The following is a 21,401-nucleotide window of genomic DNA, read 5'->3' as shown; positions in this document are numbered from 1 at the left end:
CATGACATTTGAAGGGAAATACTATAACGGGCAAAGCTCCAAAGGTATGCCGGCTCAGATCGCTTTGCTGGCAGACGGGCTGCACATTGACTATTGCGCCGACGAGGTATGTAGATCCGTGCATTGGGAATTGGCAGGTATACACCAGTCGGAGTTCAATAATGCGACTACGCTGCTCCGTTATGGAAAATTCCCGCAACAAAGTATTTCAGTGGTAGACAAGGGATTTAAGGAAGCGCTGCAGCAACAGTATCGCGGGGCAGCGTTCCTTAAATCCGGCTACAACAGCGTGCTAAGTTTAGGCCTGACAGGTATAGCCATCATGGCTTTGAGTCTTTTGGGGCTGCTGGTGGCCTTCCTGATTTGGGGTGTGCCGGCGCTTGCCGACCGGGTGGCCATGCATTTTCCGGAAAGCTACGAACGCCAGCTAGGTGAGCAACTCTATGCCAAAATGCTGCAGGGCTACCAGGTAAACGACGAAAAGACCGCCGCGCTAAATGCATACCTGAGCGAACTGAACACCGACCTGGACCATCCGGTCACAGCCGCCGTGGTAAAGAGCGATGAGGTAAATGCCTTTGCTATACCGGGTGGCTACGTGGTGGTGTATGAAGGCATCATCGACAAGATGGAGCAGCATGAAGAGCTGGCCGCTTTGATGGGGCACGAGCTGGCGCATATCCAGAAGCGACATTCGCTACGTGCCATGACGCGAAGCCTTTCGTACTATATGCTGGCATCGGTGCTTTTTGGTGATGTGAGCGGGGTAGCCGCCGTGCTGGTAGACAATGCCTCGGCGTTGCGCAACCTGGAGTACAGCCGCAGCCTGGAACTGGAAGCGGACCGGGAAGGACTGGAACTGCTGCGCCGGAACGAGTTGAACCAACAAGGTGTCATCCTGCTCATGGAGCGCCTGCAGTCGGGCAGTGAATCGGAGATGCTGGCCTTTGTGAGCACGCACCCCAATTCAGAAGAGCGTATCAGAGTATTGAATGAAATGATTGGAGAGGGAGAGCAACCCTACAAAAAGAATCCGGAACTGCAGCGCCACTGGGAAAAGCTGAGGCACTAAGCCAGGTATACCACAAAGACCTAGCGATGTGCCCAACTCCCGCGAGTGTTTAAAGCAATGGAGATGGGGCCTCGGAAACCGGGTATAGCTGCTGCCTTCACGCCAGACACTTGCGGCTCTGAAGACACCGCGAGGTCTATCTGAACCCGCTCCAGAATTCTCAAGCGTTGTATGGTTTCACTTTCTATCTTTGCAGGCAGCTAACCTTAACCAAACCCGCTGCCGTGTATAAGAGCCTCCTTCGTCCGCTGCTTTTCAAATTAGACCCCGAGAAAGTTCACTACCTCACCACCGATGCTTTGCGTACGGCTTTCAGTCTGCCATTTACAAAAGGCATCAGCAGAAGCATGTTCCGGGTCGAAGACAAGCGGCTGGAGCGGGAGTTGTTCGGCTTGAGATTCCCCAACCCGGTAGGTTTGGCAGCAGGCTTTGACAAGGATGCCAAACTGGTGGATGAGCTGGGAGAACTGGGCTTTGGTTTCATCGAGATCGGTACGCTCACTCCAAAACCACAGGAGGGTAACCCCAAACCCCGTCTTTTTCGTCTACCGGAAGATCAGGCCATCATCAACCGCATGGGCTTTAACAACGAAGGCGTAGAGGCAGCTGTGAAGCGTCTGCGGGAGCGGAAAAGCAACATTCTGGTAGGGGGCAACATTGGCAAAAACAAAGTGACACCAAACGAGGAGGCGCTCAACGACTACCTTTACTGCTTTAAGGCGCTGTACGACGTGGTGGATTATTTTGTGGTGAACGTGAGCTCGCCCAACACCCCGGACTTGCGTGCCCTGCAGGAAAAGGAGCCGCTGCAGCAATTGCTAATGGCCTTGCAGGAGTTGAACAGCTCGATACCGAAGGCTAAACCCCTGCTTTTGAAAATCGCTCCGGATCTGAACGAAGCTCAATTAAATGATATTATCGAGATTGCCATAGCTGCCAAGCTAAGTGGTATTATTGCAACCAACACCACCATCAGCCGTGAAGGGCTGCATACCGCTTCCAACCGCGTTTCAGAGATCGGCGCAGGCGGACTAAGCGGTAAGCCCCTCACCAAACACGCCACCGAGATCATCCGCTACTTGCGTCAGCACCTGCCGCAGCAGATCAAGATTATTGGTGTGGGGGGGATTATGACGGCCGAAGATGCTGTTGAAAAGTTAGAGGCCGGTGCCGATCTGGTGCAGCTGTACACTGGTTTTATTTATGAAGGTCCGGCGCTGGTTGCAAGTATAAATAAGAAATTGCTGAAGCAGGGATAAGTGGTTCTTCGCTTTGCCAGAGGAGCTTAACTTGCTGAATTGCTTGGGTTATTGCAGGTATAGCAACTTCTTCGTTTCATTGCTTCGCCTGTGCGGCGGGCACTCACTTTTTTCCTTGATGAAAAAAGTAAGCAAAAAAATCAAGACTCCCCAAACTCGCTGAACGCTCAAACAGTGGGTAGTCGTTTAGTGCACTTGGCTGAGGTGATCTGTTTCATAGCCTAAGGGGCAAGTTAGTCTTGCTATACCTGCAAGCGTACTGATACAATAACTACAACGCTTATACTTATAAATTCGCAACGGCGGGAAAGTCCCCCTTCGAAGGGGGCAGGGGGATGTTAATCGTGCACCGCTCCTTCCCCTATTTTGGGGGTAGGGGCCCTCGACAAAAGGGGAAGGTTGGGATGGGGTGAAATTTCCCTCTTGAGAGGGGTAGGGGTGAGTTACAGTAACTGCTTAACCTCCCTTTAACTAAGATCCTCTCAGGATAACATTTAGGAAAGCAATAGCCGAAAAGTCCCCTTAGGGGTAGTGGCATGACAATCGTGCACGAGCATTCTGTCAATCCTCTAATCCTGTAAATCCTGATTCAGACGATTAAAAAACGGCATAGGTTTACCTTTATCACCCCTTCCTGTTTTTAGGAGGGGGCAGGGGGAGGTTTTTTAGCACATTTCTCCAAAAGCCTTCGGATTTGCTGAGCGGCGTGTGCCGAAATAATGTAAATTTGGAATCTTAATTAGTTGAAGGGTATGGCAAAGAACACTTACAGAAACGATGCGGTGAGCACGGGAAGGGCGAGGAATGAGGTGCGTGGACGTAATGAACCACGCGGCACTGCCTCTACCACTGAAAAAACCAAACAGAAAAAAACAAAGAAGCCTTTTTTTAAGCTGCCGTCTTTCCGGTTCAACCTCAAGGCGCCCGCTTTCCTGACCGATCGGCGCTTTAAGCTGTTCATCGGATTTTCTTTTCTGCTGATCGCCTTCTTTATGACCATCGCATTCGTGTCCTACCTCTTCACAGGGCAGGCCGATCAAAGTGTAGTGGAGTCGGTGCAGGGCACGGGCCTGAAGGAATCGGGGCAGGAGGCGGAGAACTGGCTTGGGCTGTTCGGCGCCTGGGTTTCCCATTTTTTCATCTACGACCTCTTAGGTATAGGGGCTTTTTTCCTGATCCCGATCGCATTCTTTGCCGGAAGTCGCATTGTGTTCCGCTGGAAGACTATCTCTATGCCGTACGTGCTGGGGCTCTGCACCTTCTCGATGCTGTGGCTGAGCCTTACGTTGGGGTACATCGTGCTGACTACAAATACAATAGGTGAATTAGGCTTTTTGGGCGGAGGTATAGGTATAGAAACCGCTACCTGGCTGAGCAGCCTGATCGGCTGGGGCAGTGGCCTGCTGCTTGGCTTCCTGTTACTTATTTTCCTGGTATTCTTCTTTAACATCACGAGCATAAACTGGAGCAAACCAGCTGCTGAGGAAGACGGTGATGTTGAAATTGAACGTGGAAGCGCTTCGTCTTTGCGTGATGTGGTGCACGGCTCGGCCCGCAACATCAACCACAACGCCGACCCAACCGCTTCGCTGGATGCTGACGAAGAAGAGGATCTATACCTGGCTGAAGAAGAGGAAGAAGCCATTAACCGTGCGTTGGAGATGGAACTGAGTTCGCTTAAGCCAGAGCCGCCAAAACCTGCTACACCGGCACCAGCGCCAACCCTGGAGCTCGATATTGAAACCGAACTGGAAGAAGAACTGGCCGAAGCTGAGTTTGACACCGCCGAGGGAGAAGAAGAGCTGGACCTGCAGATTGAAAAGACGCCGGAAGAGGAAGCGGCAGACGTGCTAGCCACCGAAAACTACGACCCGACGCTGGACCTGGCCCGATACCAGTACCCGACTATCGACCTGCTCAATGACTACGGTGCCACCAAAGTGTCGGTGACCAAAGAGGAACTCGAAGCCAACAAAGACAAAATTGTGGCCACACTCGGCCATTACAACATAGGTATAGCGAGCATTAAAGCCACCATCGGCCCGACTGTAACGCTGTACGAAATTGTGCCGGATGCAGGGGTTCGTATCTCCAAAATCAAGAACCTGGAAGACGATATTGCCCTAAGTTTAGCGGCTTTAGGTATACGTATCATCGCGCCTATACCTGGCAAGGGCACGATAGGTATAGAAGTGCCGAACACCAAAAAGGAAATGGTGTCGATCAAGTCGATCCTTTCGACGGAGAAGTTCATGAAGAGCGAAATGGACCTGCCGATCGCTTTCGGGAAAACCATAACGAACGAGGTGTTCATTACCGACCTGGCCAAAATGCCGCACTTACTTATGGCGGGTGCCACCGGTCAGGGTAAGTCGGTTGGTCTCAACGCCATCCTGACCTCGCTGCTCTACAAGCGCCACCCTTCACAGCTCAAATTCGTGCTCGTGGACCCAAAAAAGGTGGAATTGTCGCTGTTCAATAAAATAGAGCGTCATTTCCTGGCCAAGTTACCTGATACCGAGGAGGCGATTATCACCGACACCAAAAAGGTGGTGAACACGCTCAACTCGCTCTGTATGGAGATGGATATGCGCTACGACCTGCTCAAGGATGCCGGCTGCCGTAACCTGAAAGAGTATAACCGCAAGTTTGTGGAGCGCAAGCTGAACCCGAAAAAGGGACACAAGTTCATGCCCTACATCGTGCTGGTGATAGACGAGTTGGCTGACTTGATGATGACGGCCGGTAAAGAGGTGGAAACCCCGATTGCCCGTCTGGCGCAGCTGGCCCGTGCCATCGGTATACACTTGGTAGTAGCCACGCAGCGGCCGTCTGTGAACGTGATCACGGGTATCATCAAAGCTAACTTCCCGGCGCGTATCTCTTTTAAAGTAACGTCGAAAATCGACTCCCGCACCATTCTGGATGCCGGCGGTGCCGACCAGCTGATCGGTCAGGGCGACATGCTCTTCTCGATTGGTTCGGACATGATTCGTATTCAGTGCGCCTTTGTGGATACGCCGGAGGTGGACCGCATTTGCGACTTTATTGGCGAACAACAAGGGTATAGCGATGCCTACCTGCTGCCTGAGTTTGTGGGCGACGAGAGCGGCAACGAGAAAGCTGATTTCGACTCCAGCTCCAAAGACCCGATGTTCGAAGAAGCCGCCCGCATTATTGTGCAGCACCAGCAGGGCAGTACCTCGCTGTTGCAGCGCCGCCTCAAGCTAGGCTACAACCGTGCTGGCCGCCTAATCGACCAATTAGAGTCTGCAGGTATAGTGGGGCCGTTTGAGGGAAGCAAGGCCCGTGAAGTTTTAATTCCGGACGAGTACAGTTTGGAACAGTTATTGAATACGCTCTAGGAAAGAAAACCAAGACACTTAAAGACTAACATGAAACGAGTATTATCCCTTTTGCTGGCTGTAATGTTGCTTGCTAACCTGGCGCACGCGCAGCAGGACCCTAAAGCAGGCAAAATACTGGACCAGATGAGCCAGAAGTACAGAAGTATGAAAGCTTTTAAAGCGACTTTTGCACAGACACTGGAGAACCCTTCTTCCAAAATAAAAGAGACCATGCAGGGTGATATCCTGGTTAGCGGCCCGAAGTATAGACTCGCCGTTAGCGGACAGGAGATTATAAGTGACGGCAAACTGATGTGGACCTATTTGAAAGAGGTGAACGAAGTGACCATCACAGAAACCGACGCGGAAGCCGAGGCCATGGCACCGAGCAAGATCTTCGATATGTATAAGAAAGGCTACAAGTATGCCTACGCTGGTACTGAGAAGCAAGGCGCTGACACGTTTGATGTGATCGAGCTGGCTCCGGAAGACCGCAGCAACCCGATTTTTAAGGTACGTCTCTACATCAACCAGAAAGATAAGTCGCTGAAGAGCTGGCAGATGTTCCGTAATAACGGCAGTCGCTATACCTATACCATCAATAACTTCCAGGCAAACCCTGCGTTGGCGTCCGACGCCTTCAGTTTTAACAAAGCCAAGTACAAAGGCGTGCAGGTGGTGGACTTACGATAACCTAACTAGTTTCGACTGGTAAAAGAGCTGCTCCGATTGGGGTGGCTCTTTTTTTTAGTTTAAAAATCTTAGGCGGTAATAACTTCTATAGTTGCGATAATAAACCCTACCTGAGGGGTGGAGCGGAATTTTAAGGTATAGGTGCCTGGTTCGGGCGGGCTTAAGGTATAGGTTGCCTTGCGGATGGGCAGATCATCGGTGCAGATCTTCCCCTTATACTTCGCCACAACCCGTACGACCGTTTCCTTGCCGGAAGAATTTACATCAAAAGAGCCAAACTCACCACAACCACCGTTAACCTGAAAGTAAACATCAACTGTCACGTTTTCGCCAACCTGTGTTGTTGCAGGAGCCTCTACGCGGACAATAGGAGCAGGCCGCTCCTGTGCCGCAGGTTCAGCATCCTCCTTAGAGCAGCCGGTAGCAAACAAGAGAATTAAAGCGGAGATGAACAGGAGTCGTATAATTTCTTTATGCTATATGTTTATTCTATAGAGCCGTTTAATGATAAAATGGTTGCAAGGCATGGCAGATCGAGCAATGCAATTCAATTAGTGGTTGGAGCAGGTATAAAAAATTTGTAGCTGCCCCTAAATAAACTAGCTTTGCTATACCTGAACTTTAGCTCCTATACCTATCATGACCAGAGAAAAGCTGTTTGAGCAGATACTCCAGAAAAAATCATACCTGTGCATTGGCCTCGACACAGACCCTAAGCGCCTTCCTGAGCACCTGCTCGACCACGAAGACCCGGTGTTTGAGTTTAACCGCCAGATCGTAGAAGCGACTGCCGACTTGTGTGTAGCCTACAAGCCAAATATTGCTTTTTATGAAGCACAGGGGCCGAAAGGTTGGGTGAGTCTGGAAAAGACGCTTGAAGTTATACCGGAAGAAATTTTCACAATAGCGGACGCCAAGCGCGGCGACATCGGCAACACCTCAGAACTGTACGCCCGCGCCTTTTTCGAAACCATGAATTTTGACTCAATTACAGTAGCGCCTTATATGGGTGCTGATTCGGTGAAGCCGTTCCTGTTACAGCCCGGCCGTTGGGTGATTTTGCTGGCGCTTACCTCCAACCCCGGCAGCAAGGATTTCCAGATGCTGAAGTTGTCGGATGGTAACGAGGAATACCTGTTTGAGCAAGTGCTGCGCGAGAGCGCCAATTGGGCCAGCGTGGGACAGATGATGTATGTGGTAGGCGCCACACAGGGCGAGTACATTGAGCGTGTTCGGGCCATCGTACCCAACCATTTCCTGCTCGTGCCAGGCGTTGGCGCACAAGGTGGTAGCCTAGAAGAGATTTCCCGTTTAGGTATGAACCAGCAATGCGGTCTGCTCGTCAACTCTTCCCGCGCCATCATCTACGCCTCCTCCGGCCGCAACTTCGCTGACAAAGCCAGAGAAGCTGCCCTGGAAGTTCAGAAGGAAATGGAGCAATACCTGGAGCAGTATGTAACGCATTTGTAAGACAATACAGCGGTTTGAATCCGCTTTGTTACGGAGCCGCTATACCTAAGCTATCAAACTGGGGTATAGCGGTTTTTATTAAGGTCTTTTTGAAAAGAATTATTCTTCCGAGTTTCCAGCTTCTGTCTTGCTGTGACACAATTGATTTGTTTGTAATGGATTGATATGTAATTTTTTGATACACATTAGTTGAGCGGCAAATAAAATTAAAACAAAATAGCGTGAAAAGGCTTTACATATTATTAGTCTTACTCAGTTGCATTGTCTTACAGACAGTGGCACAAACGGGAAAGCCAGAAGACTTTGGCTACCTCCATCTGCAAATGCGCTACCAGCATGATCCTGTAGACATACTGGTGCTGTCAAAGAAAGGGGAAGAACAGAAAACAAAGCCTATTATTCTTTTTGACCAAGGCTCTCAGGCACGTCCTCTTATTTTACTTGATAACGAGGGGAAGCCTTATAGGGTATTCCCATATCAGACCGATAGTCTATTGATCAATTTCCACTTGGTTATAGTTGGGAAACCCTACGTGCCGCTTATTGCTAAACACAGCGAATTACAGAATGGTGCTTACGCTGATCCCCAAACGGGGATTCCTCCTGCCCAATTCTATTCCAGAGATAACGTAGACTACTATGTCAACCGCGCTCAAGAAGTGATAAAGCATCTAAAGAAACAGCAGTGGGTGAATAAGGACAAGCTGGTAGTGGCAGGTCACTCAGCAGGCTCAACCGTTGCGGCGAAGCTTGCCTTTGAGAGCAAAGATGTAACTCATCTGATCTATTCAGGCGGTAATCCTTTTGGTCGAATGGCTTCCATCATCTCACAGGCTAGAGCCTATGATGACTCTATAGGCACACGGGCAGAGAGAAGCTTCAAATACTGGGAAGACGTAGTGAAAGACCCTGCCAATGTTGCATCTCAGGGCGGTGACTCAAACAAAACCACCTATGACTTCTCCTTGCCTCCAATCGATTACCTGATGAGGCTTCAGATACCTATGCTCGTTACCTATGGCACAAAAGATCATGGTGTTGCCTTCAATGATTATCTGAGACTGGAGACAATTAGAAAAGGAAAAAAGAACTTTACATTTAAGCCTTACACAGGCGTTGAACATAACTACTTTGGCTTTAACAAAGAAGGGAAGGTTGACTATGACAAGTTTGGCTGGGACCAGGTGGCACTGGATTGGCAGGCTTGGCTTGAAAAGAAAGAAATTCATCGCTCAACAAAACCTATAGTGCATTGAAACGCACCATAGCAAAACCGTTAGTATCAACCCATACCATCACTAACCCCACCGTTCCTTTCTCAAAATCGCAACACGTGTTTTCCGAAGCTGCCGCACCGCATTGTGCCGTAGTTTCTGATGATACAAGAACACCCCGCCCACAGCTCCGATCAGACTACCCAGCACGATGTCCACGAAGCGGGTGTAGATGAGCGCATTGGGATCTGCTGTCATGGCGCTACCAGCTTCCGCCAGAAAGAGGGTCATGGGCGTAATGAAAATCACGGCCAATCCGTAGTGCCGCACCACGAGCATCTCAATGATAAACTGCAACGCAATAATGCCAAGGCAAAGCGACAGTGGTGTGGTAGTATAGGACAGCAATAGCCAGGCAAGCCCCATACCCAGGAAAGTGCCCGCTATACGCTGAAAGCTGCGCTGCCACACGTGGCGCAAACTCACTCCCTGCATAACGGCAAGGCAGGAAATCGGTACCCAGTAGGGGTTTTCCAGTTGCAGCAAGTGACCGGTAAGTAGCGATGCCCCCATAAACACGCCTACCACCACAGACTCGACCAGGTTGGAGTAAAAGCTCTTCCGTACAACCAGGAACTCAGTCACAGGCTTTTGCTTCCGGAGCATGAGCAGGCTGTAGAAAAATGCCAGCAGACAGGCCAGCATCGTGCCGATGCCTATCAAACCGATGCGTGTCGGAATGTTCTCTAATTCGAAGGGCATGACACTGGCAATGGAGGCGATCATGATAAAGAAGAAGCTGCCAGGCGGTTTCATGGCAAAATAATTTGCCACCCAGTGCATTCCTAGCGCAAACAAGCCGATGGCAAGCGAAGAGGCATAGGGATTAAAGCTGAAACTGATTCCGGTGGCAAAGGACACCATAAAGCCAAAACAACAGGCGATCAGCGTGATCATGCGATGGGCCAACGTGGCATGGGTCGGCAGGTATAGGATCACCAAGCCGCCGATACAGCCCAGTATACCAAAGTCGAGGCGACCAATGGCATAGCCTGCCAGCAGGGGCAGGCCGGTGCACAAAGAAGCCAGCAAAGGGATGTGCCAGAGCCGCTCGGTTTTCTTAAGTTCGAACAGTTCCCTCGCTTCTGCGCGAATAATTTGTCTGATATGCTGCATCATCTGAATTAAAATACTGCTGAGCATTTTAAGAGTTGCCACAAGGTATAGCAGCATGTAAAAAGCCCCGGCTTACGACCGGGGCTTGTGTTATTACTTGGCTACGGTACGTTCAATTTCCCGCAGGTTTTCCATTTTCTTGTTTTTGAGGAAGCCGTTGATGTTCTCGAAGTGCTCGCGCACGCGTTTGTTGCCAAACTCAAACACCTTGTCAGCCAGTCCGTCCAGGAAGTCGCGGTCGTGCGACACCAGTATGATGGTGCCGTCGAAAGCCTTTAGCGCATCTTTCAAGATATCCTTGGTTTTGATGTCGAGGTGGTTGGTCGGTTCGTCCAGAATGAGCAGGTTCACCGGCTGCAGCAACAGCTTGATCATGGCCAGTCGGGTCTTCTCGCCCCCTGAGAGTACTTTTACTTTCTTCTCGATGGTGTCGCCGCTGAACATGAAGGCGCCCAGCAGGTCCTTTACGCGTGTACGGGCATCGCCCACGGCAATCTCGTCGATGGTCTGGAATACGGTCAGTTCACCATCGAGCAGGGCGGCCTGGTTCTGGGCGAAATAGCCGATCAGGCAGTTGTGGCCCAATTGCAGCTTGCCCTCAAAGTCGATCTCGCCCATAATGGCTTTCACCATCGTAGACTTGCCCTCGCCGTTCTTGCCCACAAAGGCTACTTTCTCGCCCCGGTTGATGGTCATGGAAGCGTCTTTGAACACCGTGTAGTCACCGTACTTTTTGGTCAGCTCCTCCACGATAACCGGGTAGTTGCCCGAGCGCGGTGCTGGTGGGAACTTGACATTCAAAGCAGAGGTATCTACTTCGTCCACCTCCACAATTTCCATCTTCTCGAGCATCTTCACCCGCGACTGTACCTGTAGGGTCTTCGAGTAAGTACCCTTGAAGCGGTCAATAAAGGTCTGGATATCGGCTATTTCTTTCTGCTGGTCGTCGAACTGCTTCTGCTGCTGTTCGCGGCGCTCTTTGCGCAGCTGCAGGTATTGGCTGTACGTAACCTTATAGTCGTAAATGCGGCCCATCGTCACCTCAATGGTGCGGTTGGTGATATTGTCCACGAAGGTCTTGTCGTGCGAGATCACGATCACTGCCTTGGCGTTATTCACCAGGAAATCCTCCAGCCACTGAATGGACTCAATGTCGAGGTGGTTGGTCGGTTCGTCGAGCAGGATCAGGTCCGGCTTCTGAAGCAGAATCTTAGCCAGTTCGATGCGCATGCGCCAGCCACCACTAAACTCGGTGGTAGACCGTGTGAAATCTTCGCGGCTAAAGCCAAGTCCTTTGAGCGTAACCTCTACCTCAGCGTCAAAATTGATCTCTTCGATGGAATAGTATTTTTCGCCCAGTTCCGATACCTGCTCGATGATCTTGTAGTAGTCATCAGAGTCGTAGTCGGTGCGGGTTTCCAGTTCGGCATTGAGGGCATCCATCTGCTTTTTCATGTCGAGCACTTTGGCAAAGGCTTTAGAGGCCTCCTCGAACACGGTGCAGTTGTCTTCGGTGAGCAGGTGCTGCGGCAGGTAGGCGATCACAGCATCCTTCGGTGCCGATACCTTGCCACGGGTCGGCTTACTGGCGCCCGCTATAATTTTGAGCAGCGTAGACTTACCTGCTCCATTTTTCCCCATGAGGGCAATGCGGTCGTTTTCGTTGATGTTGAAAGAAACATTGCTGAAAAGGGCCGCACCATTGAACTCCACGCTCACCGCGTCAACTGAAATCATAATCGTTTAATTTTAAGGCTGCAAAGATACGAAAGTTTGGGAGTTTAGGGGGTTGAGAGTTGTGATTTGTAGGGACAGGTCGCGGCCTGTCCGAATCGTGCACCGGCAATCGAATACAAATATTTTTGCTTCGTCAATTGTGTGCCCAATCCATTTTTTAATGCTTGTCGCATTTGGACCTGCAGTTCCTGTTTCATCGTGCAGCTATTCCCCGGACAGGTCACGACCTGTCCCTACATATTAACCTCCCGAACGCTGACTTCGTATTCTTGTCCAACCCACAACCACCGCCCATGAAAGAAGAGTTCCTGCACTACATCTGGCAGTATCAGTATTTCGATAAAACCGATTTGTATACAGTAGATGGGGAACTGGTGCAAGTGCTGCTTGTGGGTATGTATAACACGGATGCGGGTCCTGATTTTAAGGAGTCGATCATACGAGTAGGTGAGGTGGAGTGGTCGGGTAGTGTGGAGATACACCTGCGCGGCTCGGACTGGCGACGGCACCAGCATCAGCTCGACTTTAAGTATAACCAGGTGGTGCTGCATGTGGTATGGGAAGCTGACGAACCTGTGAAGCGGACTGATAGCACGGCTATACCTACTATTGAACTGAAAAATCGCGTAAACACGGCCCTGCTCTATACCTACGAACAATTGCGACTGGCACCTTTTGCTATACCTTGCGCCAGCTTCTGGCCACACGTCCCCGATATCACCAAAACCATGATGCTAGGCCGTGCCCTCACCGAACGGCTGGAACTGAAAGGGGAGGAGGTACTGCAGGTATACCGCCAACTTAACAACGACTGGGAAGCCACCACTTTTCAGGTGCTTTGCAAAGGCTTTGGGTTCAAAATTAACCAGGATTCTTTTGAGCGATTGGCGCGAGCGCTGCCTATGCAGGTGGTGCGCAAACACCAGCACGACTTGTTGCAGCTGGAGGCTCTGCTATTTGGGCAGGCAGGGTTTCTGGCCGAGCCTGCGGACGAGTACAGCACCACATTGGCTAAAGAGTATACCTATCTGAGTCGCAAATACAACCTGCAGGATTTGGCCATGCAGCGCCATCACTGGAATTTTCTGCGCATGCGTCCCGCTAATTTCCCGACTGTGCGGCTTGCGCAACTGGCTGCGCTGCTGCACAAGCACAAAAGCCTGTTTTCCACTATCATCCAAACCGAGGGAGCCAGAAACTACGATGCGCTGTGGCAGGCGCCGGTATCGGCATATTGGCAAAAACATTATACCTTTGGGGCAGAGTCGAAGGCGGTGCAGGTGCAACTGGGCAAGTCGAGCGCGCAGAACCTGACCATCAATGTGGCAGCGCCTTTGTTAGCAGCTTATGCTGTGCATACTGGTCAACGGGAGCATCTGGATAAAGCGGTGGACTTGCTCGAAAAGGTGAAAGAAGCCAGCAACCGTATCACCCGACAGTACGAGGAGCTGGGCTGGAAAGCCGCCTCAGCTGCTGACAACCAGGCTGCGCTCGGACTCTACAAACGCTATTGCCAGCCGGTCAACTGCCTGCGCTGCGCCATTGGCAACAAGATTATGAAGCAAAATCTACCAACTACGTGAGTGTACTGATCTACGGCCTGAATCTGCTGGTGCTGGCTGGGCTAATCTGGTGGCTCTGGAAACAGGACTGGAACCCCCGGTTGCGGCCTTTCTTTTTCCCGACGCTGCTACTCAAACTCGCCTGCGGACTCCTGATTGGGGTGCTGAGCTTTTACGTGTACGACAAAGGCGATACGCAACTCTACTACCAGCGCGCCCTCCTGATGACCGACCTGGCCCACGAGCAAGGTGTAGGCACCTATCTGTATTATCTTTTCTTTAACGACCCAACGGGCACTCCGCTGCAAGGGCTGCAGAAGCCTTTTTACGAAAGTGCCTGGAACATGCCGCGCTTGCTGAGTGTGCCCATGCTGCTCACCAACGGTAACTATTATATCAGTTCGCTATACCTGTCACTGTTCAGTTTTGCGGGGCTTTGGTTTTTTGTGAATGCGATTACCCGCTATTTTGCCAATACCGCTATACCTGCCGTAGTGGCTTTTCTGCTTTTTCCGTCGGTCGTGTTCTGGTCGTCGGGGGTGCTTAAAGAAAGTGTAGTGCTGGGCGGGATGGGGCTGCTGCTGGGGAGTAGTCTATACCTGCAGTTTGGGAAATCCAAGCCGTTGCTATACCTGCTGCTGGCTGTAGTGGGGCTATACCTGATCTGGCTCGTGAAGTACTTTGTGGCGGTGGCACTGGTGCTACTGGTAGTCCTGGCCCTATTAGTGCGGTTGATTTTTTACAGCGCGAAGCTCGCGCACATCCATTGGTTATTGAAGGGAGTGGCGCTGCTGGTATTGTTTTCAGGTATAGCCTGGCTCGGATCGCAGCTCAACCCCAACCTGCACCTGGAGGCCCTGCCCGATGTGGTTTATCAAAACTATCAGGTGAGCTTAATTGCATCGCAGGGCAGACCACGCATCGATTTTCCGTTTCTGGAACCCACCTACCTGAGCTTTACACTACACTCGCAACTGGCTTTTATCGGTATGCTGTTCCGGCCTTTTATCTGGGAAGCTTACAACATCCGCACCTTTGCGGCAGCGTTTGAGAATACCTTGCTGCTGGTACTGGCTTTTGGTTTTTTGCGCGATCTATTTGAGGCAGGCCGTATAAAGTGGCGCTATGGTTACCTGTTGCTAGCGGTGCTGGTATACCTGTTTGCGATGGGCGTTCTGCTGGCTTACAGCATGCCGAACCTGGGTACGCTGAACAGGTATAGAGTGGTAGTGCTGCCCTTTGTGGTATACCTGCTGCTGCTCTGCAAAACCAACAGCGACTTGCTCAGCTACTTGTTCCCCGTCCGTCAGCATCAACCAGAGGAAGACGAACCCGCACAAATCGCTGCAGATTAGCGCTAATCTTCGTACCTTTGCACCTTATTTGACATAGGCTATGCAAAATCCGGTAATTATACTTGGTGCCCAGAAACTGGGTACGGCAGCTCTCGATATTTTCAACAGCAACAACGTGGTGGTGTACTGCTTCCTCGATGACAGCAAGGACCTGCAGCAGCAGGAACTGAACAATGTGTCGGTGATGAGTGGCACTGAAGACAGCGAATTCCTGAAACTGATTGGGAAAAAGTGCGATGTGTTTGTGGCCGTAGAGGACTCAGCCGCCCGCAAAGGCCTTGTCAAGATGCTCAAGGACGAGTACAAAGTGGTGCCAGTTAATGCCATTCATAAATTCAGCGCCGTATCAGAATTTGCCTGGCTGGGCCACGGTAACATGATCGGAGCAGGTGCTATCGTGAACAACAACGCCAAAATCGGCAACAACAACGTCATCGAATCCCGTGCGCTGGTCGATACCAAAGCCGAAATCGGTGACAACGTACAGATTGGAGCAGGTGCCATCATCAACTCCGAAGTGGTGGTTGAAGACGGTGCTTTTATCGGTACAGGTGCTGTGATCGTGTCAGGTGTGAAAGTGGGTAAAAATGCCCGCATAGGCGCTGGCTCTGTGGTGGTAGCCAACGTGCCTGCCAAATCCACTGTGTTCGGCAACCCGGCCGCTCCGGTTAAGTAATTTTATACCTGTCCTGTTTTCCAAAACCGAACTGACCAAAGTCATTTTTGGTTAAAAAGAAAAGCAGGAAATTTGCAGGAAGTTGAAAAGTTAAAATGCAGCGATGTTACACCGTAACATCGTATCGGGTAGGTTTAAAAACAAGCCCGTTCGTAGAAACAGGTCGCAACCTGTCCGAATCGTGCACCCTACAATTCAACAATTTAACAATAGCCCCGAAGGAGCAAACAATTTAACTCAAACACTTAGCCGAAACTAAGCAGTTATGAACAAGCCATACAGCATACTACTGTACTACTGCTACACACCGATAGCAGACCCAGAAGCGTTCCGGGAGGAGCACCATTTACTTTGCCTGGAGCTGAATCTGCTCGGCCGCATCATCATTTCCAAAGAGGGCCTCAATGGCACCGTTTCCGGTCTGAAAGAAGACTGTGAGAAGTACATGGAGATCGTAAAAGCCGATCCGCGCTTCGCTAAAGTCGACTTCAAGGTAGATGAGTCAGACAAACACGCTTTTGCCAAGTTGCATGTGCGTACTAAAGCTGAGATCGTACACTCCGGCCTGCTACACATCGACCCGAACGTTCGCACAGGTATACACCTGGAGCCGAAGGAGTTCAAAGAAATGAAGGACCGCGACGATGTGGTGGTAATGGACATGCGCTCAGACTACGAGTACAGCGTGGGTCGCTTCAAAAACGCCGTAACCCTGGACATCGAGAACTTCCGTGAGTTTCCGGAAAGGATCGATGCGCTGAAAGAAGAGTTGAAAGGCAAGAAGATCCTGACCTACTGCACAGGCGGTATAAAATGCGAAAAAGCCAGTGCTTTCTTGCTGGAGCAGGGTTTTGAGGACGTATATCAGCTGCATGGTGGCATTATCAAGTATGGTAAAGAAGCTGGCGGCGAAGATTTCGAGGGCAAATGCTATGTGTTCGATAACCGTGTGGCTGTAGAGGTGAACTCTGTAAACCCGAAGGTGATTTCGAAGTGCCACGTATGCGGCACCGTGGAAGACCGCATGGTGAACTGCGCCAACCCGGTGTGCAACCTGCACGTGCCTATCTGCGAAAAATGCGGCTGGGAACTGGAAGGAGCCTGCTCTACCGAGTGCAAAGAGCACCCGGAAAAACGTGCTTACGACGGCACCGGCTACTACCAAAAGAACCTGAATGGCTACAATCCATTAAAAGGATTCAACCGTCGCAAGACTTCTATCGTATCTAAGTAAGTATTCTCTAAAGCTAAGAAAAGCGTGCGCTCACCAGCCACGCTTTTCTTTGTTTTTAACACAACCAATCTATGGCAATTCCAGCATCAGAACTGATCATCAATAAGAACGGCACCATTTACCACCTCAATCTGCAGCCAGAGCACATTTCAGACACCATTATCACGGTAGGCGACCCGGATCGCGTGCCCATGGTGAGCAAGTATTTCGATGAGATTGAGGTACAGATCACCAAGCGGGAGTTTGTAACCCACACCGGCTACTACAAAGGCAAACGCATCACGGTCATCTCGACAGGTATGGGCACCGATAACATCGACATTCTGATGAACGAACTGGATGCCTTGGTGAACATTGATTTTCAGTCGCGGGAGCCGAACGAGGAGAAGATAGCATTGAAGATTGTGCGGATTGGTACATCTGGTTCGCTGCAGTCGGATATTCCACTGGGTAGCCATTTGGCCTCGCATTTTGGTGTAGGGTTGGATTCGCTGATGGAGTTTTATCCGCTGGAGCAGGACGAAAACGAGCAAAGCATCAGCAAAGCCCTGCAGGAGCAGCTGGGTGTAGGTTTCCGCCCATACGTTGTGAATGGCTCTAAAAGTCTGATCGAGAAGATCGCTTTTGATATGATTCCGGGGAATACGCTTACCTGCCCGGGCTTTTACGCACCGCAGGGCCGTGTGCTGCGCGGCGGCCTACGCAATCCGGACCTGCTGAAGGTATACCAGAATTTTAAGGTATGTGATTTCCGGTTGACCAACTTCGAAATGGAGACAGCGGGCTATTACGCCTTGGGCCGTTTGATGGGCCACGAAATGCTGTCGCTCAATGCCATCGTCGCTAACCGTATTTCGCAGGAGTTCGCGACAAATGCTGAGAAAGTGATTGATAGCCTGATCGTTAAGGTGCTGGAGAGAATCTAGTTGAATTTGAGACTGAGTGATTGATTGGAATTTGTAGGGAAAGGTCGCAACCTGTCCGAATCGTGCACGAAATATTATTCGTTTGAGTAACTATAAAAGAGCTCGCCCACAGATTTTTAGAATTTATAATGTCAGAAGCTTGACCTTCAACTGACAGCAGCATCTAACAAAAAACAGCCCGCAGAAGAGTTGATTTTCTAAAGCGGGCTGTTTTATTTTATTTGAAATCTTTCTAGAGGTATAGCAACTGGTCAGGTGTTGTGCCATTAGCTGTTCTCTATTTTTAGAATGGAATTAAGAGCGAGAAACGTACCTGACTTCAGCAGCACAAACTTATCGTCATAGCACCAAACCGTAGTCTCTACTCTTTTAACATCGCCGTCTGCGGTGCAGAACGTGATGGTGGCTTTGTTGCGATAGGCGTTACCCAAAATAGTGGCGCGGTTGGCTTCGTAATTGCGTATACTACGGGCTGCGGGGTCTTTTAACACATCGTCCTGGCCAAAGCGAAGCATCGGGATGTGCTCTTTCTCGATCAGGCTGGCTCTCTTCTCGGTCCTCTTCATAGTCGTAAAATTTTAATGATGGCAGGTATATAACCACAAAACATGCCACACTAATATTTTAGTTCTATGAAGGCTGGCTTTGAAAACCTTACAAAACTAGTTCTCTGAAGGTAAGGGAGCTTAATTTATGCTTTTGAGCGAGTTGGAAAACAGCTTCGAGTGTTTGAGGAGATATACTATAGCCCGTGGTATCCTCTGAAATATTATGTGCATAAATAAGAATTGCCTCTTTATTATGATATGCTCGTTTAAAGCCTGCCTCCATATCCTGCAACGTAACACCACTGTTGCTATCTATACCTAAGCCGTGCACCAAACGGCTACCATCGTATTTGTAAAAAATTCTATCCAGTTCCTCTATACCTTTTCCTGTCACCTTCCACGAGTCACCTCTCAGCAGATGGAAGTACTTAGTAAGCTCCTGATCAAGCTTAAGGGAGCGGACACCATACGGGTAAGCAAATGTAGAGGGGGAGAATCCAATTGCCTGCATAGCTTTAATAGCAGGTGTAATTTCATGTGCAACATATGTGGCTATGCCATGCTCTTTGATAAACTTACTGGAGTTCTCGTGCTGATAACCATGGGAAGCAATTTCATGTCCATCTGCAGCTAGCTCCTGCAGCATTTCTATTTCTGACTGGGAGAGCTGTTGTGGCATTGTGATAAAGAAGGTGGCCTTTACCTTATACCTTTTGAAAAGCTCCCTTTGTGAATGCCATTCGCTGACATACTTATCATCGAAACTGATAACAAAGGCTGGTTGTGCAGGGCGGTTATAGGTATAGGTAGGTTTAAGCAAACTGTAAACAGTCAGACCTGAAACTGTGGCTAATATAAGTGCAAGTATAGCCCAAAGAATATGTATTCGCATATATCGCGCTATACCTACAGCTTCTGCAAAAACGCCATTGTATCTACACCATCAGCATAATCCCATGGCATAGGACACTGAGCGTCGCCGAAAGGGATAGAACCCTCGAACCAGCCATGGGCAGAAACCACGCATTGTGTTTTGTCTTTTACAGCAGCCAGTTTCTGGCGTAGGTCGGGCAGGGCGGTGAAAGTCTCGTAGAAGAGCACCGAAATAGGGGAAACCAGTTGCGCGCTTTCATGCACCAGCAGGAAGCCATTATCGAAGTGCGGCACGCGGTTAACCAGCATAATGGACTTGTTGTAGTCGTAGTTGTTCTGGTACTTGTGGTGGTTGAGAATCGTTTTATGGTGCTCGTTGGCTTCGTACAACTTGTCGAAGGTATAGCCCTCGGGCACATATACCTTGGCAACGTTGCGGCAGCCTAAGCCATAATATTGGAAAATATCGTTGCCCAGGTCGCGGAGGTCTTCTTCCTCTTCGTGACCCGTCAGTATGCCGATACTGGTGCGGTTCTTCCGGATGATGTGCGGGCGCTTGGCAAAGTAATACTCAAAGTAGCGGGCTGTGTTGTCGGAGCCGGTCGCGATGATGGCATCGGCTTCCTTGAGCATATCCACGAACTCAAACTGGTTGGCAAAAGCCGGCTCTATACCTACCAGCATGCTGGCAAGGCGGCGCATGAGCACATCGTCGTCGGAACTCAGCTTGGCCAGCAGGAAGTGACCGCTCAGCAAAACCGACATAAAATCGTGGAAACCGACCATCGGGATGTTGCCCGCCATCACCACGCCAACCTTTTTAGGTGTAACCTGTTTGAGGTGGTAGGGGTAAAGCCATTCACGGAGATACTGTTCATCGAGTAGGGTCGTGACGCCCTGCAGGGCAGCGGAAACGTTGTCCTCATCAAACCATGGGTTCTTGGCCTGGGCAATTAAAGACAGCGCCTTGTGCTCTTCCGGCGTCAAATCCTGCAGTTGCTTTCCCAGTTTCACGAAAGCTTCGATTCTGTTCTCTAATGTCATGGCAAACCGCTGTGTTAAAAATTATTTGATAAGGATACTTAATGTTCCTAATTTTGTTCAGTAAATAAAGCGATACAAAAGTACTAAAAATATACAGGAGATACGATTATGGCGATAATGATCACGGATGAATGTATAAACTGTGGCGCCTGCGAACCGGAGTGTCCGAATACTGCCATCTACGAGGGCGGTGCGGAATGGACCTGGGGTGGTGGCACGGCTCTGAAGGAAGTTGAGATTGACGGCGGCGAAATCATAGCTGGAGATGCCGCGCAGACTCCAATTTCGGACGAGTTCTATTACATTGTATCCGATAAGTGTACCGAGTGCATGGGCTTCCACGAAGAGCCTCAGTGTGCTGCTGTCTGCCCGGTGGATTGCTGCGTCGACGACCCGGACTACCGCGAGACAGAAGAAGAGCTATTGGCAAAGAAAGACTGGCTGCACCAGGCCAGCTAAGGTATAGCCTGCACCAAAAGCATAAAAAACCTGTCTCTTACGGCAGGTTTTTTTATTTTTACTCACTTCACGCCAATTATACCCATGGAAGAGCAACTGCATCAGGACAAAACGTTCGAGAAAATCACTTACCCAAACAAAGCCGTCAAAGGCAGGGAGTTTGAGGACTGCGTGTTCAAAAACTGTGATTTCTCCAGTGCTGATTTCTCCAACAACCGCTTCACCGACTGCGAGTTCATTGGCTGCAACCTGGCCATGCTGCGCCTGAGCAACTCGACCCTAAATGGCGTGACGTTCAAGGAGTGCAAACTTACAGGTATAAACTTCAGCGAGTGCGAGGAGTTCTTGTTTACAGTGGGTTTTGAGAGTTGCGTGATGGATTATACCTCTTTCCTGAAACGCAAAATGCCGAAGGCGCTTTTCATCGATTGTTCGTTAAAAAATGCCGTATTTGAACATTCCACGCTAACAAAGGGCAAGTTCAAAAACACAGACCTGGCCGGAGCAGTTTTTGAGCGAACCAACCTCAGCGAAGCCGATTTGAGCACAGCCTACAACTATATCATTGATCCGGAACTTAATAACGTCAAGAAAGCGAAGTTCTCAGAGAACGGGCTGGCAGGTTTGCTGAGCAGGTATGACATCCGGGTCGTGTGACAGGTATAGCCATACCTTATACCTGGTGGCCGCTGTAGCTATACCTACTTGCGGGATATTTATTATACCTGCAGGTTGAACAATCCGCAAACTGCAACC

The 21,401-nt window shown here is 50.1% G+C and carries 19 protein-coding genes; 13 read left to right on the top strand and 6 right to left on the bottom strand.

Translation table 11 applies throughout. The features are described from left to right. The first annotated feature begins 1 nt into the window (after window position 1). The 4 genes from AC4QZR_RS00500 (at window position 2) to lolA1 (ending at window position 6,371) form a co-directional block, all read left to right on the top strand. Window positions 2-1,072 (top strand): M48 family metallopeptidase, encoded by a 1,071-nt coding sequence (locus AC4QZR_RS00500; RefSeq protein ID WP_494479178.1) that lies wholly within the window; start codon window positions 2-4, stop codon window positions 1,070-1,072. A gap of 224 nt (window positions 1,073-1,296) precedes the next feature. Further along, window positions 1,297-2,331 (top strand): quinone-dependent dihydroorotate dehydrogenase, encoded by a 1,035-nt coding sequence (locus tag AC4QZR_RS00495; RefSeq protein ID WP_494479177.1) that lies wholly within the window; start codon window positions 1,297-1,299, stop codon window positions 2,329-2,331. 752 nt (window positions 2,332-3,083) lie between these two features. Continuing rightward, window positions 3,084-5,696 (top strand): FtsK/SpoIIIE family DNA translocase, encoded by a 2,613-nt coding sequence (locus AC4QZR_RS00490; protein ID WP_494479176.1) that lies wholly within the window; start codon window positions 3,084-3,086, stop codon window positions 5,694-5,696. Window positions 5,697-5,726: 30 nt separating this feature from the next. Beyond that, complete coding sequence (gene lolA1 / locus AC4QZR_RS00485) at window positions 5,727-6,371, top strand: outer membrane lipoprotein periplasmic chaperone LolA1 (protein WP_494479175.1); 645 nt, start codon at window positions 5,727-5,729, stop codon at window positions 6,369-6,371. Between the two features lie 68 nt (window positions 6,372-6,439). On the opposite strand, the gene AC4QZR_RS00480 is transcribed toward lolA1, so the two are convergent. Continuing rightward, a complete protein-coding gene (locus tag AC4QZR_RS00480) occupies window positions 6,440-6,802 on the bottom strand; it encodes a hypothetical protein (protein WP_494479174.1) in 363 nt (120 codons plus the stop codon). 208 nt (window positions 6,803-7,010) lie between these two features. Here AC4QZR_RS00480 and pyrF point away from each other — a divergent pair, with 208 nt between their 5' ends. Then, a complete protein-coding gene (pyrF, locus tag AC4QZR_RS00475; protein WP_494479173.1) occupies window positions 7,011-7,841 on the top strand; it encodes an orotidine-5'-phosphate decarboxylase in 831 nt (276 codons plus the stop codon). A 275-nt stretch (window positions 7,842-8,116) separates the two neighbouring features. Continuing rightward, a complete protein-coding gene (locus AC4QZR_RS00470; RefSeq protein WP_494479172.1) occupies window positions 8,117-9,097 on the top strand; it encodes an alpha/beta hydrolase family protein in 981 nt (326 codons plus the stop codon). A 42-nt stretch (window positions 9,098-9,139) separates the two neighbouring features. Here AC4QZR_RS00470 and AC4QZR_RS00465 read toward each other — a convergent pair whose 3' ends face one another. Further along, complete coding sequence (locus tag AC4QZR_RS00465; RefSeq protein WP_494479171.1) at window positions 9,140-10,288, bottom strand: FUSC family protein; 1,149 nt, start codon at window positions 10,286-10,288, stop codon at window positions 9,140-9,142. 36 nt (window positions 10,289-10,324) lie between these two features. Continuing rightward, entirely contained in the window at window positions 10,325-11,968 is a 1,644-nt protein-coding gene (locus AC4QZR_RS00460) for an ABC-F family ATP-binding cassette domain-containing protein (protein ID WP_253400541.1), read from the bottom strand. 293 nt (window positions 11,969-12,261) lie between these two features. On the opposite strand from AC4QZR_RS00460, the gene AC4QZR_RS00455 reads away from it, so the two are divergent. The 5 genes from AC4QZR_RS00455 to AC4QZR_RS00435 all read left to right on the top strand — a co-directional run bounded on the left by AC4QZR_RS00455 (window position 12,262) and on the right by AC4QZR_RS00435 (window position 17,721). Continuing rightward, a complete protein-coding gene (locus AC4QZR_RS00455; protein ID WP_494479170.1) occupies window positions 12,262-13,551 on the top strand; it encodes a DUF2851 family protein in 1,290 nt (429 codons plus the stop codon). Next, the gene (locus tag AC4QZR_RS00450; RefSeq protein WP_494479169.1) at window positions 13,548-14,885 is read left to right on the top strand and encodes a hypothetical protein; all 1,338 of its coding nucleotides are present in this window, start codon (window positions 13,548-13,550) and stop codon (window positions 14,883-14,885) included. Before AC4QZR_RS00455 ends, AC4QZR_RS00450 begins: the two co-directional genes overlap by 4 nt. A 40-nt stretch (window positions 14,886-14,925) precedes the next feature. Continuing rightward, window positions 14,926-15,561 (top strand): NeuD/PglB/VioB family sugar acetyltransferase, encoded by a 636-nt coding sequence (locus AC4QZR_RS00445; protein WP_494479168.1) that lies wholly within the window; start codon window positions 14,926-14,928, stop codon window positions 15,559-15,561. 265 nt (window positions 15,562-15,826) lie between these two features. After that, a complete protein-coding gene (gene trhO / locus AC4QZR_RS00440; protein WP_494479167.1) occupies window positions 15,827-16,795 on the top strand; it encodes an oxygen-dependent tRNA uridine(34) hydroxylase TrhO in 969 nt (322 codons plus the stop codon). A gap of 71 nt (window positions 16,796-16,866) precedes the next feature. Then, the gene (locus tag AC4QZR_RS00435) at window positions 16,867-17,721 is read left to right on the top strand and encodes a nucleoside phosphorylase (protein WP_494479166.1); all 855 of its coding nucleotides are present in this window, start codon (window positions 16,867-16,869) and stop codon (window positions 17,719-17,721) included. A gap of 266 nt (window positions 17,722-17,987) precedes the next feature. Here AC4QZR_RS00435 and AC4QZR_RS00430 read toward each other — a convergent pair whose 3' ends face one another. From AC4QZR_RS00430 to AC4QZR_RS00420, 3 genes are all read right to left on the bottom strand, one after another. After that, window positions 17,988-18,287: a hypothetical protein gene (locus tag AC4QZR_RS00430; protein WP_494479165.1), complete on the bottom strand. Its 300-nt coding sequence runs from the start codon at window positions 18,285-18,287 to the stop codon at window positions 17,988-17,990. Window positions 18,288-18,375: 88 nt separating this feature from the next. Further along, complete coding sequence (locus AC4QZR_RS00425; protein WP_494479164.1) at window positions 18,376-19,161, bottom strand: polysaccharide deacetylase family protein; 786 nt, start codon at window positions 19,159-19,161, stop codon at window positions 18,376-18,378. Window positions 19,162-19,175: 14 nt separating this feature from the next. Next, window positions 19,176-20,186 carry an acyl-CoA reductase gene (locus AC4QZR_RS00420; protein ID WP_494479163.1) on the bottom strand — a complete coding sequence of 337 codons (1,011 nt, stop codon included), beginning with the start codon at window positions 20,184-20,186 and terminating at the stop codon, window positions 19,176-19,178. A 108-nt stretch (window positions 20,187-20,294) separates the two neighbouring features. Between AC4QZR_RS00420 and AC4QZR_RS00415 the strand changes: the two genes are divergently transcribed. After that, window positions 20,295-20,645: a 4Fe-4S dicluster domain-containing protein gene (locus tag AC4QZR_RS00415; RefSeq protein WP_253400532.1), complete on the top strand. Its 351-nt coding sequence runs from the start codon at window positions 20,295-20,297 to the stop codon at window positions 20,643-20,645. Between the two features lie 84 nt (window positions 20,646-20,729). Beyond that, window positions 20,730-21,302, top strand: coding sequence for a pentapeptide repeat-containing protein (locus AC4QZR_RS00410; RefSeq protein ID WP_494479162.1), 573 nt, complete (start codon window positions 20,730-20,732; stop codon window positions 21,300-21,302). Window positions 21,303-21,401: the final 99 nt, after the last annotated feature.

The sequence above is a fragment of the Pontibacter sp. YIM B11418 genome (assembly GCF_059278805.1).
Note: the sequence above shows the minus strand (reverse complement) of the source record. Positions and strands in the feature narration are given on the sequence as shown.